Origin of the sequence: Mycobacterium sp. 134 (assembly GCF_048282715.1) — a bacterium.
Taxonomy (GTDB): Bacteria; Actinomycetota; Actinomycetes; order Mycobacteriales; family Mycobacteriaceae; genus Mycobacterium; species Mycobacterium septicum.
This window is the reverse complement of sequence record NZ_JBLVUN010000008.1, coordinates 3,278,188-3,289,665: the sequence shown is the minus strand read 5'-3', so window position 1 is coordinate 3,289,665 and position 11,478 is coordinate 3,278,188. Positions and strand designations below refer to the sequence as shown.

The 11,478-nt window shown below is 66.0% G+C and carries 12 protein-coding genes, 1 tRNA gene and 1 pseudogene; 10 read left to right on the top strand and 4 right to left on the bottom strand.

Features of this window, described 5'->3' with window-relative positions:
• Window positions 1–39: 39 nt before the first annotated feature.
• Window positions 40–714: a methyltransferase family protein gene (locus ACNQVK_RS20665; RefSeq protein ID WP_418030996.1), complete on the bottom strand. Its 675-nt coding sequence runs from the start codon at window positions 712–714 to the stop codon at window positions 40–42.
• A gap of 197 nt (window positions 715–911) precedes the next feature.
• On the opposite strand from ACNQVK_RS20665, the gene ACNQVK_RS20660 reads away from it, so the two are divergent.
• Complete coding sequence (locus ACNQVK_RS20660) at window positions 912–1,172, top strand: hypothetical protein (RefSeq protein WP_418030995.1); 261 nt, start codon at window positions 912–914, stop codon at window positions 1,170–1,172.
• Between the two features lie 26 nt (window positions 1,173–1,198).
• Here the strand turns inward: ACNQVK_RS20660 and ACNQVK_RS20655 are convergent.
• Window positions 1,199–1,275, bottom strand: a tRNA-Leu gene (locus ACNQVK_RS20655).
• An 83-nt stretch (window positions 1,276–1,358) separates the two neighbouring features.
• Here ACNQVK_RS20655 and ACNQVK_RS20650 point away from each other — a divergent pair.
• The 7 genes and pseudogenes from ACNQVK_RS20650 (at window position 1,359) to ACNQVK_RS20620 (ending at window position 7,725) form a co-directional block, all read left to right on the top strand.
• Window positions 1,359–1,985 (top strand): ANTAR domain-containing response regulator, encoded by a 627-nt coding sequence (locus tag ACNQVK_RS20650; RefSeq protein ID WP_418030994.1) that lies wholly within the window; start codon window positions 1,359–1,361, stop codon window positions 1,983–1,985.
• A gap of 197 nt (window positions 1,986–2,182) precedes the next feature.
• Entirely contained in the window at window positions 2,183–3,394 is a 1,212-nt protein-coding gene (locus tag ACNQVK_RS20645) for a branched-chain amino acid ABC transporter substrate-binding protein (protein WP_418030993.1), read from the top strand.
• Between the two features lie 85 nt (window positions 3,395–3,479).
• The gene (locus tag ACNQVK_RS20640) at window positions 3,480–4,517 is read left to right on the top strand and encodes a branched-chain amino acid ABC transporter permease (protein ID WP_418030992.1); all 1,038 of its coding nucleotides are present in this window, start codon (window positions 3,480–3,482) and stop codon (window positions 4,515–4,517) included.
• The gene (locus tag ACNQVK_RS20635; protein ID WP_418030991.1) at window positions 4,514–5,716 is read left to right on the top strand and encodes a branched-chain amino acid ABC transporter permease; all 1,203 of its coding nucleotides are present in this window, start codon (window positions 4,514–4,516) and stop codon (window positions 5,714–5,716) included. The genes ACNQVK_RS20640 and ACNQVK_RS20635 overlap by 4 nt, the downstream gene beginning before the upstream one ends.
• Window positions 5,713–6,567 carry an ABC transporter ATP-binding protein gene (locus ACNQVK_RS20630; RefSeq protein ID WP_418030990.1) on the top strand — a complete coding sequence of 285 codons (855 nt, stop codon included), beginning with the start codon at window positions 5,713–5,715 and terminating at the stop codon, window positions 6,565–6,567. The genes ACNQVK_RS20635 and ACNQVK_RS20630 overlap by 4 nt, the downstream gene beginning before the upstream one ends.
• A pseudogene (locus ACNQVK_RS20625) lies at window positions 6,551–7,294 on the top strand (ABC transporter ATP-binding protein); the annotation flags it as partial. The gene ACNQVK_RS20630 and the pseudogene ACNQVK_RS20625, both read left to right, overlap by 17 nt.
• Window positions 7,295–7,398: 104 nt before the next feature.
• A complete protein-coding gene (locus ACNQVK_RS20620; RefSeq protein WP_418030989.1) occupies window positions 7,399–7,725 on the top strand; it encodes a YnfA family protein in 327 nt (108 codons plus the stop codon).
• A gap of 3 nt (window positions 7,726–7,728) precedes the next feature.
• Here the strand turns inward: ACNQVK_RS20620 and ACNQVK_RS20615 are convergent, their stop codons facing one another.
• Both ACNQVK_RS20615 and ACNQVK_RS20610 read right to left on the bottom strand, forming a co-directional pair.
• The gene (locus ACNQVK_RS20615; RefSeq protein WP_418030988.1) at window positions 7,729–8,616 is read right to left on the bottom strand and encodes an SCO6745 family protein; all 888 of its coding nucleotides are present in this window, start codon (window positions 8,614–8,616) and stop codon (window positions 7,729–7,731) included.
• 8 nt (window positions 8,617–8,624) lie between these two features.
• Window positions 8,625–9,341: a FadR/GntR family transcriptional regulator gene (locus ACNQVK_RS20610; protein WP_418030987.1), complete on the bottom strand. Its 717-nt coding sequence runs from the start codon at window positions 9,339–9,341 to the stop codon at window positions 8,625–8,627.
• A gap of 123 nt (window positions 9,342–9,464) precedes the next feature.
• Here ACNQVK_RS20610 and ACNQVK_RS20605 point away from each other — a divergent pair, with 123 nt between their 5' ends.
• Together ACNQVK_RS20605 and ACNQVK_RS20600 are read left to right on the top strand one after the other, a co-directional pair.
• Window positions 9,465–9,980, top strand: a complete 516-nt coding sequence (locus ACNQVK_RS20605) for a gluconokinase (protein ID WP_418030986.1) — start codon at window positions 9,465–9,467, stop codon at window positions 9,978–9,980.
• Entirely contained in the window at window positions 9,977–11,437 is a 1,461-nt protein-coding gene (locus ACNQVK_RS20600; RefSeq protein ID WP_418030985.1) for a GntP family permease, read from the top strand. The genes ACNQVK_RS20605 and ACNQVK_RS20600 overlap by 4 nt, the downstream gene beginning before the upstream one ends.
• The last annotated feature ends 41 nt before the right edge of the window (window positions 11,438–11,478 follow it).

Here is an 11,478-nt window from a genome sequence, read left to right as displayed (position 1 = left end):
ACGACTGCCGCGCCGGCCCCGTGCGGGCCGGTGCGGCAGTCACCACATATAGGGCACCAGGCGGTAGCGCGCTTTCTGCGCGTATTCGCGGTAGCCGTCCAGCTCTTGCACAAGCAGCTTTTCCTCATCCCGGATGCGGATGACGAGCACGATGAGGCCCGGTATGACGGGCAGGAGCCCCCAGTAGGAGCCGAGTGCGAGGGGGAAGCCGATGATCGTCAGCACGTTGCCGGTGTACATGGGGTGACGAACCAGCCCATAGAGGCCGGTGGAGGCGAGCTTTTGGCCTGACTCCACCTGCACCGTGGAGGCCGCGAAGCTGTTCTGGATGACCACCAGGCTCGTGACACCCAGCCCGACGGCCACCAGAACATCGCCGGCCACGCAGATCGCCGCCGGTACCGCCGACCAGTCGAAGCGGTGGTCCAGGGCGCTGACCACCACCATCGCCGCCAGCGACAGATACCAGCCGGCGATGAGGACCTTCTGCACGGTCCGGGTCTCCGCCGCCGGTCCGGCGTGCTTACGCCGTTGGTGTGCCTCGGGGTTTGTCTGTTGCAAGAAGATGCTGGGAATCCACGTCGACAGGGCGAACACGACGAGAAAAGCCCAGGCCTGCCAGAAGTCGAGGGTGCCGGCGAGTGAGAACAGCACCAAGCCGAACACGATGAGTTCAACAAGCCCGAACCCGACTACTCTCGCAACGGCTTTCACGATCCTCCTGTCGTCCGTCGCGGCACAGACTGCCGGCGGGCGCAACCCAGCGCACGGCTCAACCTACCGTCGGTGACCTGTGAGACGGGCGCGATTGACGGACAAGTCAAAGCCCTGAACGCAGGCCCCTTGAAGCGACAGCGGACCCGAAGCGTTCTGGCAGGGGTACGCCGAGTCTGCGGTGATAGTCCTGACTCATGAAGACGAAAGCACGTGTTGCGGCAATGACAGCGGTACTCACCGCAGGTATCGGTCTCGCGGGTCTGGGCGGAGCTGTCGCGCAGGCGGCGCCCACGGTGCCGCTGCCGGATTACCACTGGTGCCCGGGGGAGTTCTGGCACCCCGAATGGGGTTTCAACTGGGGTGGCGACCGGTGCCATGACGACTACTACTTCGACGGCGAGGCCCGTGACCGCGGGCACTGGCACGGACGCGGCGATTGGCGTCCGGGCTTCTGATCAGCCAGGGGCCGATCGGTGTGTGGTGGTGCCCTCGGTGAGATTCGAACTCACACTGTACGGGTTTTGAATCCGTTTCCTCTGCCAGTTGGGATACGAGGGCGTGCCGATCAGTACTGCGGCCTACCACCATAGAGGATGGCCCCGAGGTCGCCGAACGGCGGCCTCCACGACAGAATGTTCCCCATGACCGGGTCACCGAAAGACGCTGACAGTCCCCGCCGCGTGCTCATCGCCGAGGATGAGGCGCTCATCCGCCTCGACCTCGCGGAGATGCTCCGGGAGGAGGGCTACGAGGTCGTCGGTGAGGCCGGCGACGGGCAGGAGGCCGTCGAGCTCGCCGAGTCGCTGCGCCCGGACCTGGTGATCATGGACGTCAAGATGCCGCGACGCGACGGTATCGATGCGGCTTCCGAGATCGCCAGCAAGCGCATCGCCCCGATCGTCATCCTGACCGCGTTCAGCCAGCGGGAGCTGGTCGAGCGGGCCCGCGATGCAGGGGCGATGGCGTACCTGGTCAAGCCCTTCAGCATCACCGACCTGGTCCCGGCCATCGAGGTGGCGGTCAGCCGGTTCAGCGAGATCGCCGCGCTGGAAAACGAAGTGGCGACGCTGGGGGACCGTCTGGAGACCCGCAAGCTGGTCGAGCGGGCCAAGGGTTTGCTGCAGAGCAAACACCAGATGACCGAGCCCGAGGCGTTCAAGTGGATTCAGCGGGCCGCGATGGACCGCCGGACCACCATGAAACGGGTGGCCGAGGTGGTACTGGAAACCCTCGATGAATCCGAGGAATCACCCGTTCAGGAGAGCTGATCGGCGGGCCCGGTTGTTAATTGTGGGTTTCCGCCGGGCCGAAATTCCGCATTCAACCAGGACCCACGGACGAACCATTCACTCAACATCCCGCACTCGGGCCGGTCGTTGGCTATGTTCTACCCGAAGCTCCGGCGCCCAGCCCTCACACGGTCAGGGCGCCGGTGCCGCTGACAACTCTGACCCGGAGGTGAAGCGTGCGCGGTCGCGTGGCACGGAAAGCATTTGCTCTCGGAAGTGCGGGTGTGGTTGCCCTGGCGATTGCCGGCTGTAACCAGTCCTCGCCGGAAGGCGAGGCATCGCAGACCAATTTGAAGATCGTCGAGAAGGTGCAGATCGACGAGAACGGTGCTGAGGTCAAGGCCGCCGAGGGAGTCAGCCCGGCTGATCCCGCGGGCGACGGCAAGGCCACCTGCCCGCCCGTGATGATCGGCATGATGGGTGCGCTCAACGGTCCGGACGCCGCCCTGGGCATCAACATCAAGAACGGTGTGCAGCTCGCGATCGACAAGCACAACGCCGCCAACTCCGGCTGCCAGGTGCAGCTCAAGAGCTTTGACACCGAAGGCGATCCGCAGAAGGCGACCGGTGTGGCGCCGCAGATCGTCGACGAGGCGTTCATCATCGGCCTCATCGGGCCCGCGTTCTCCGGGGAGACCAAGGCCACCGGCGACGTGTTCAACCAGGCCGGTCTGGTCGCGGCCACCGCATCGGCCACCAACGTCACGTTGAGCGAGAACGGGTGGAAGACGTTCTTCCGCGGCCTGGCCAACGACGGCGTCCAGGGTCCCTCGGTGGCCAACTACCTCAAGAACACGCTCGGTAACAAGAAGGTGTGTGTGGTCGACGACAGCACCGACTATGGGCTGGGCCTGGCCCAGACGGTGCGCGAAACCCTTGGCCCGGTGGCCGATTCGTCGTGCAACATCTCGGTGAAGAAGGGCGACAAGGAGTTCTCGGCTGCCGTCACCCAGATCAAGGGAGCTGCTCCGGACTCGGTGTTCTACAGCGGCTACTACTCCGAGGCCGCACCGTTCGTGCAGCAGCTCAAGGACGGCGGCGTGACGGCGACCTTCGTCAGCGCCGACGGCACCAAGGACCCGCAGTTCGTCGACCAGGCGGGTGAGTCGTCGAAGGGCGCCTTGCTGTCCTGCCCGTGCGGTCCGGCCACCGGATCGTTCGCCGACGAGTACACCCAGAAGTTCGGCCAGGCACCGGGTACCTACAGCACCGAGGGGTACGACCTGGGCACCATCCTGCTCAAGGGCATCGACTCGGGTGCCATCACCCGGCCGGCACTGCTGGACTACGTCCGCAAGTACGAGGGCCAAGGCGTGGGCCGCAAGTACCAGTGGACGGACAAGGGTGAGCTCACCACCACCCTGATCTGGATGTACGAAGTCAAGTAGCCCACCAGACGAAACGCGTCCGAGACCGCCACCAGGACTCGGACGCGTTTCGTTACACAACACTTCAGTCAGGAGCCGCCACCGGATGATCTCCCAGTGCGTCGAGCAGTCCGCCTGCCTGGCATCCAACATCAGTTTCAACCTGGATGGCCTGCGAGACGGCTTCTGGCAGTTGACGATCGACGGCCTGTCCTGGGGTGCGATCTACGCGCTGGTAGCGGTGGGCTACACCCTGGTCTTCGGTGTGCTGCGCCTGATCAACTTCGCCCATTCCGAGATCTTCATGCTGGGCATGTTCGGCGCCTATTTCTGTCTGGACGTCATCCTCGGCTTCACCCCGAGCGGCAACGCCTACAACAAAGGTGTCGCGCTGACGGTGCTGTATCTCGGCATCGCCATGCTGTTCGCGATGTTGGTCTCGGGGTCGGCGGCGGTCGGCCTGGAGCTCATCGCCTACCGGCCGCTGCGAAAACGCAACGCCCGCGCGCTGACCTTCCTCATCACAGCCATCGGTATGTCGTTCGTGCTGCAGGAGTTCGTGCACTTCGTGTTGCCGAAGCTGTTGAAGGGCTACGGCGGAAGCAACGCTCAACAACCCATCGTCCTGGTGCAGCCCAAGACTCAGTTCACGATCTTCGGTGCCTCGGTGTCGAACGTGGCACTGGTGATCGTGGGTGCCGCGCTGGTGCTGGCCCTGCTGACCGACATCGCGATCAACCGCACCAAGTTCGGCCGCGGTATCCGGGCTGTCGCACAGGACCCGACCACCGCGACGCTGATGGGCGTCTCCCGGGAACGCATCATCATGCGGACCTTCCTGATCGGTGGTCTGCTGGCGGGTGCCGCGGCGCTGCTCTACACGCTGAAGGTTCCGCAGGGCATCATCTACTCGGGCGGATTCCTGCTCGGCATCAAGGCATTCTCGGCAGCGGTGCTCGGCGGCATCGGTAATCTTCGCGGTGCTCTGCTGGGCGGTCTGCTGCTGGGCATCATGGAGAACTACGGGCAGGCGGTGTTCGGAACGCAGTGGCGTGACGTCGTGGCCTTCGTTCTGCTGGTGCTGGTCCTGTTGTTCCGGCCGACCGGCATACTCGGTGAGAGCCTCGGGAAGGCGCGGGTATGAGCGAGCATCACGGTTCAGAGTCCGCCGGGTCGGTGACCAAGACCCTGCTGGCCCCCGGAGACGCGATTCGCGACTCGTGGTCCACCCTGCCGCGGATGGCCAAATGGTTTGTGGGCATTGTCGGTTTCGGCCTGCTGGCCCTGCTGCCGTTGTTCACGCCCAGCTTCCTCAACACCACCGGCATCAGTTTCGGCGGCACCATGGCCCAGTTCGCGATGGTCGCCATCATCGCGATCGGCCTCAACGTCGTCGTCGGGCAGGCCGGGCTCCTCGACCTCGGTTACGTGGGCTTCTACGCGGTCGGCGCCTACACGGTCGCGCTGCTGACCAGCCCCGACAGTCCGTGGAACAAGGTGGGCCCCGACGGGTTCTTCAGCAAGGACTGGGCCTGGCTCTCATGTGTGCCGCTGGCGATGGCGGTCACCGCGCTGGCCGGGCTGATCCTGGGAACGCCCACCCTGCGGTTGCGCGGAGACTATCTGGCCATCGTCACCCTCGGATTCGGCGAGATCATCCGTCTGCTCGCCGACAACCTGTCCGACGTCACCAACGGTTCGCGTGGACTCAACCAGGTCGCGTACCCACGGCTGGGGGAGAGCGAGAAGCTGCCCAACGGGGTGTTCTCCAGCGGCAACTCGGCCGGCGAGGCGAACTACGGCACCTGGTGGTTCTGGCTGGGCCTGATCCTGATGGTCGGCATCCTCCTGTTGGTGGGCAACCTGGAGCGCAGCCGGGTCGGGCGCGCCTGGGTGGCGGTCCGCGAGGACGAGGACGCCGCAGAGGTGATGGGCGTCAACACCTTCCGGTTCAAGCTGTGGGCGTTCGTGATCGGCGCCGCGATCGGCGGCCTCTCGGGCGCGCTCTACGCCGGCCAGGTTCAGTACGTGGCGCCGCCGACGTTCAACATCATCAACTCGATGTTGTTCCTGTGCGCGGTGGTGCTCGGCGGACAGGGCAACAAGCTCGGCGTCATCTTCGGTGCCTTCATCGTCGTGTATCTGCCCAACCGGCTCCTGGGAGTCGAGTTCCTCGGGATCAACCTCGGTGACCTCAAGTATCTCTTCTTCGGTTTGGCGCTGGTGGTGCTGATGATCTTCCGGCCGCAAGGCCTTTTCCCGGTACGCCAGCAGCTGTTGACGTACGGAAGATCGGCTCGACAGTTGTTGCGCGGCAACACGGACAAGGAGCCGGTGGGATGAGTGAGCCCATGCCCGGCGTGACCGAGAGCGTCGAGGAACTGGCCGGCGTGCACCGCGAGATCCAGGCAGCCGAGGGTGAGATCCTGCTGGAGACAAGGGATCTCACCGTCAAGTTCGGTGGCCTCGTCGCCCTGGACTCGGTCAGCTTCAACATCCGCCGCGGTGAGATCCTCGGTCTGATCGGGCCCAACGGTGCGGGCAAGACCACCTGCTTCAACGCGATCACCGGTGTTTACCGGCCCAGCTCGGGATCGGTCGTCTTCGACGGCGCGCCACTGGGCCGGATCAAGCGGCACCAGATCACGCGCCGTGGCATCGCCCGTACCTTCCAGAACATCCGGCTCTTCGGCGAGATGACCGCGCTGGAGAACGTCATGGTGGGCACCGATGCGCGGCACAAGACGTCGGTGCCCGGTGCCCTCGTGCGTTCCCCTCGGCACCGTCGTGAGGAACGGTCGGCGATCGAACGCGCCGCGGCATTGCTGCACTTTGTGGGGATCGCCCACCGCGGCGAGGAGAAGGCCAAGAATCTGCCCTACGGTGACCAGCGCCGCCTCGAGATCGCCCGCGCACTGGCCACCGAGCCCAAGCTGTTGTGCCTGGACGAGCCGGCCGCCGGGTTCAATCCCGCCGAGAAGGCGTCACTGATCGAGCTGATCCGCAAGATCCGCGACGACGGCTACACCGTGCTGTTGATCGAGCACGATATGCGTCTGGTGATGGGGGTGACCGACCGCATCGTGGTGCTGGAATTCGGCCGCAAGATCGCCGACGGACTGCCACACGAAATCCGCGAGGACCCGAAGGTCATCGCCGCCTATCTGGGGGTACCCGATGACGAGCTCGGCTGAGACCAGCCGCCCGGTGCTGCTCGAGGTGCGCGACGTGGTGGTGCACTACGGCCGGATCAAGGCGTTGCACGGGGTTTCGCTGGTGGTGCACGAGGGGGAGCTGGTCACGCTGCTGGGCTCCAACGGGGCCGGTAAGACCACGATGATGCGCGCGATCTCCGGTCTACGGCCGCTGACCTCGGGTTCGGTCTGGTTCGAGGGTCGTGACATCTCCCGGGTGAAAGCACACCAGCGCGTGATCGACGGGCTGATCCAGGCTCCCGAGGGTCGCGGGGTGTTCCCCGGCATGACGGTGCTGGAGAACCTCGAGATGGGTTGCTATGGGCGCAAATTCGCGTCCCGCGGGGAGCATGACGAGCGGTTGGACTGGGTGTTCACGACGTTCCCGAGGCTGGCCGAGCGGCGCACCCAGGTCGGCGGCACCCTCTCCGGCGGGGAACAGCAGATGCTGGCCATCGGCCGGGCACTGATGTCCCGGCCCAGGGTGTTGCTGCTCGACGAGCCGTCGATGGGATTGGCGCCGATGGTGATCTCGCAGATCTTCAAGATCATCTCCGAGATCAACACCCAGGGCACCACGGTGCTGCTGGTCGAACAGAATGCCCAACAGGCGCTGAGCCGGTCCGACCGCGCCTACATCCTGGAGACCGGCAATGTCACCCGCACCGGTGATGCGCGGGAACTGTTGGCAGACGACAGCATTCGCGCCGCCTACCTCGGTGTCGCGTCGCCCGGCCCGACATACCCGCGCACCGCGAGCGTGCGTGTCTGCCGGCGACACGCCGCGCAGAAGCCCACAATTGCGCACGCTCACGGCACTCTGAGGTGGTGATGGTAGGCAAATCGATCGCGCTGTTCGTCCTCGCTGCTGTGCTGGAGATCGGCGGCGCCTGGCTGGTATGGCAGGGCGTGCGCGAGCACCGCGGCTGGATGTGGATGGGCGCCGGGGTGATCGCGCTCGGCGCCTACGGCTTCGTCGCGGCATTCCAGCCCGACGCCCACTTCGGCCGGGTCCTGGCTGCCTACGGCGGCGTGTTCATCGCCGGTTCGTTGTTGTGGGGCATGGTGGCCGACGGCTTCCGGCCCGACCGCTGGGATGTCGCCGGTGCGGTCGTGGCCCTCCTCGGCGTCGGGCTGATCATGTATGCCCCGCGCTGACCGTCAGCCCAGATGGGCGCTGTCGTCGTCGAGGTCGTCGCGGCTCAGGCCCATCGGGGTCGCGGCGGGCACGTCGCCGGCGGCCACCACCTGCCGGGTGATCGGCGTCAGCACCCGGAACAGGGTGGTGATCTCGTCGTCGGTCAACGCGTCCAGCGCACCAAGGGCCAGGGCATCGGTCCGGTCCTCGACCGTCTGCTTGACGTCTCGCCCGGCGTCCGTGAGCTCGCCCCGGCTGTCGAGCCAGCCGCGCGAACGCAATTGCTCGACGTAGCCCGCCCACTGCTCGTCGTCGTAGTCGCGGCCGCGCATGATCATCTCGCGCGGCACCCGGCCGGCCGCGGCGTGCAGCACATTGCATTCCCGTCCGCTGATCCCCTCGGCGACCAGCACAGCGATATGGCCGTCGCCGCGTTGCTCACGCAGCAGGGTGACCGCATGCCAGAGCTTCGCGATCGGTTCCTCCGGCCAGGGCAGGGCCCGGTTGGCGGCGTAGAGCGGCCGGCCGTCCAGGGGCGCGGTGCGGGCCGCCTTCGCGGCCAGCTCGGCCGCCAGGCGGGTCGATTCCGAGTCGGTCACCCCGGAGCGACGCAGTGCCGCGACGGCCGACTCCGACCGCAGCTGCAAAAGCTTTGCCGGACTTGCCTTGTCCCATGCCGCGGGTAGCGCCCTGGCCACCCGCTCGGTGGTGAAGTTGTAGAACGCCGCGGCGACGACTTCGGGCGGCACGATGCCAAGTGGCGCCGAGCGGGCGCCGAAGTAGCCCATCCAGAAGCCGGGGTAGCCCAATTCGGCGAACGCCGCGAGCGACTCCGGGGCGAAGTAGGTGACCCCGTGTACCGGCTCCAGCCGGTCGAAGAAGCGACGTGCCAATGCGGGAGAACGACCCATACCGCTAGTTAAGCATCGGGACCGTCACCGTCGACCACCGCGGTGGCGGCCTCGTCGATGATGGCCCGCATGGCCCGTTCGGCGCCGTCCTCGTCGCGCAGCCGGATCGCCCGGGCCACCTCGTCGTGCAGCGCGATGGCGGCCGGGTTGGGGGAGTCCGGCATCAGGCCGTGCTGGGTGCGCCCGGCCAGGACCTCGGCCACCACGTCATTGAGTGCGCGGAACATCTCGTTGCCGCTGGCGTCCAGGAGCGTCTGGTGGAAAACCTTGTCGGCCAACAAATAAGCGTCGAGATTGCCGGACCGGCCATGTACCACCATGTCGGAAACCGCGGCGGCCAGGATCCGGCACTGATCCGGGTTCGCGCGCCGGGCGGCGAGTGCTGCGGCGGCCGGTTCGAAACCCCGCCGGAGTTCCGACAGCGACGCCAGCAGGGCGGCGCGGTCGCCGGCCTGCAGACGCCAGCGAATCAGCCTGGGGTCGAACACATTCCATTTGCGCGCGGGCTGGACGGTGATTCCCACCCGGCGCCGTGATTCCACCATGCCCATCGATTCCAGGACGCGGATCACTTCGCGCGCGACACTGCGGGATACCTCATGCTCGGTGCTGACCCGGTCCAGGGTCAGCACCTGCTCGGCCGCCAGCTCACCGGAGACGATGCCGGTGCCGAGCGCGGTCAGCAGGCTGGCATGCAGCGCACCGACGTTTGAGGGCGAGGACACGGTTACATCGTGTCATATCCGCCGATGGGCGGTAAAAAAACCGATGTAATCGTGACACTCTTGCAAACGTATGCCTTTTAAGGCAGGCTGTGTGACGGCAGACACATATCGTGAGGCGGATGTATGGGTTCACCAGTCGTGGTCATGGGGGTATCGGGGTCGGGTAAGTCGACCGTCGGCGCCGCGTTGGCACAGCGGATGCGCGTGCCGTTCGCCGATGCCGACGACTTTCACCCCGCGGCCAACATCGCCAAGATGTCCGCGGGCCACGCCCTCGACGACGACGATCGCTATCCCTGGCTGGAGTCGATCGGTGAGTGGCTCGCCAAGCACCACGACGGCGGAGTGATGAGCTGCTCGGCGCTCAAACACAAGTACCGCGACCAATTACGGCGGCACTGCGCCGATGTGGTGTTTTTGTTTCTGAGCGGCTCAGCCGAGGTGATCCGTCGACGCCAGGCCAGCCGCCCCGGGCATTTCATGCCGGCTGCCCTGCTGGACTCCCAATTCGCGACGCTGGAGCCGCTCGGCCCCGACGAGGCCGGCATCGCCATCGACGTGGATCAGAGCATCGACGACATCGTCGATGAGTACATTGCCCAATCCGACACCTCGACAACAGAACAGGACAACCGATGACCTCGACGCTGACTCATCTCGCGGCCGGGACGGAGCTGGTCGAGCCGGTGGCGGGCGGCGCGCAGCTGGTCCTGGCCGCACTGGCCGGCATCGCCCTGATCGTCGTGCTCATCACGATCGTCAAACTGCATCCGTTCCTGGCCCTCATCTTCGGCGCGCTGACCGTGGGCATGGCGGCGGGCGAGAACGTCAGCGACGTGCTCGCCTCGTTCTCCACCGGCTTCGGGTCCACTGCTGCCAGCGTCGGCATATTGATCGCTCTCGGTGCGATGTTCGCCAAGCTCCTGGCCGACTCCGGGGGAGCGGACGAGATCGTGGACACCATCGTCGGGCACGCCTCACCACGGGCGCTCCCGTGGGCAATGGCGTTGGTGGGCGCGATCATCGGTCTGCCGATGTTCTTCGAGATCGGTCTGGTGCTGCTGATGCCGGTGATCTATCTGGTGGCCCGCCGTTCTCAACTGTCCCTGATCACGGTCGGCATCCCCGCGCTGGCAGGCCTGTCGGCCATGCACGGATTCGTACCACCACACCCGGGACCCGTCGCCGCGATCTCATTGCTGAACGCCGATCTCGGTGTCACCTTGGCGCTGGGTGTGTTGGTCGCGATCCCGACGATCGTGGTGGCAGGTCCGTTGTTCGGCAAGTTGGCCGGACGCTGGGTGGTCCTTGAGGTCCCGGACCGGTTCGACGCCGCCGACTCCTCGGCCGGCTCGACCGGCGCGGACGCCGGCGGCGGGACCACGGCGGGCTCGACCGGCACGGCCACGACGACCGCTACGAAGGCGCGACCGACGTTCGGGATCACCATGTTCAGCGTCCTGCTGCCGGTGGCACTGATGATGGGCAAGGCGCTGGTCGACATCTTCGTCGACGACAAGTCACACCTGTTGCGTCAGACGTTCGACATCCTCGGGCAGCCCTTGATGGCGCTGCTGATCGCGGTGGTCGTCGGAATGTTCACGCTCGGCGGTGGCGCCAAGATGAGTCGCGACCAGATCGTGAAATGCATCGAGTCATCGCTGCCGCCGGTCGCAGGCATCATCCTGATCGTCGCGGCCGGTGGCGGATTCAAACAGGTTCTGGTCGATACCGGGATCGGAACCCTGCTCGCCGAATGGGCCAAGGGAGCCAACCTGTCGGTGGTGCTGCTGGCGTGGGTGCTGGCCGTGCTGATCCGGTTGGCCACGGGATCGGCCACCGTGGCCACCATCACCGCGTCGTCACTCATGCTCGGACTGGTCGAGGGGATGAGTACCGGGGAGGTGTCCCTGGTGGTGCTTGCGGTGGGTGCCGGCTCGTTGTTCTTCTCGCACGTCAACGACGCCGGATTCTGGCTCGTGAAGGAGTATTTCGGGATGACGGTCGGTCAGACCATCAAATCGTGGTCACTGATGGAGACGGCGCTGTCGGTGTCCGGCCTGATCTTCGTCCTGTTGCTGGGCCTGGTGGTCTGAGCCCGTTGGCCGGACCCGGCGTGAGGTGCCCGATCGAACGG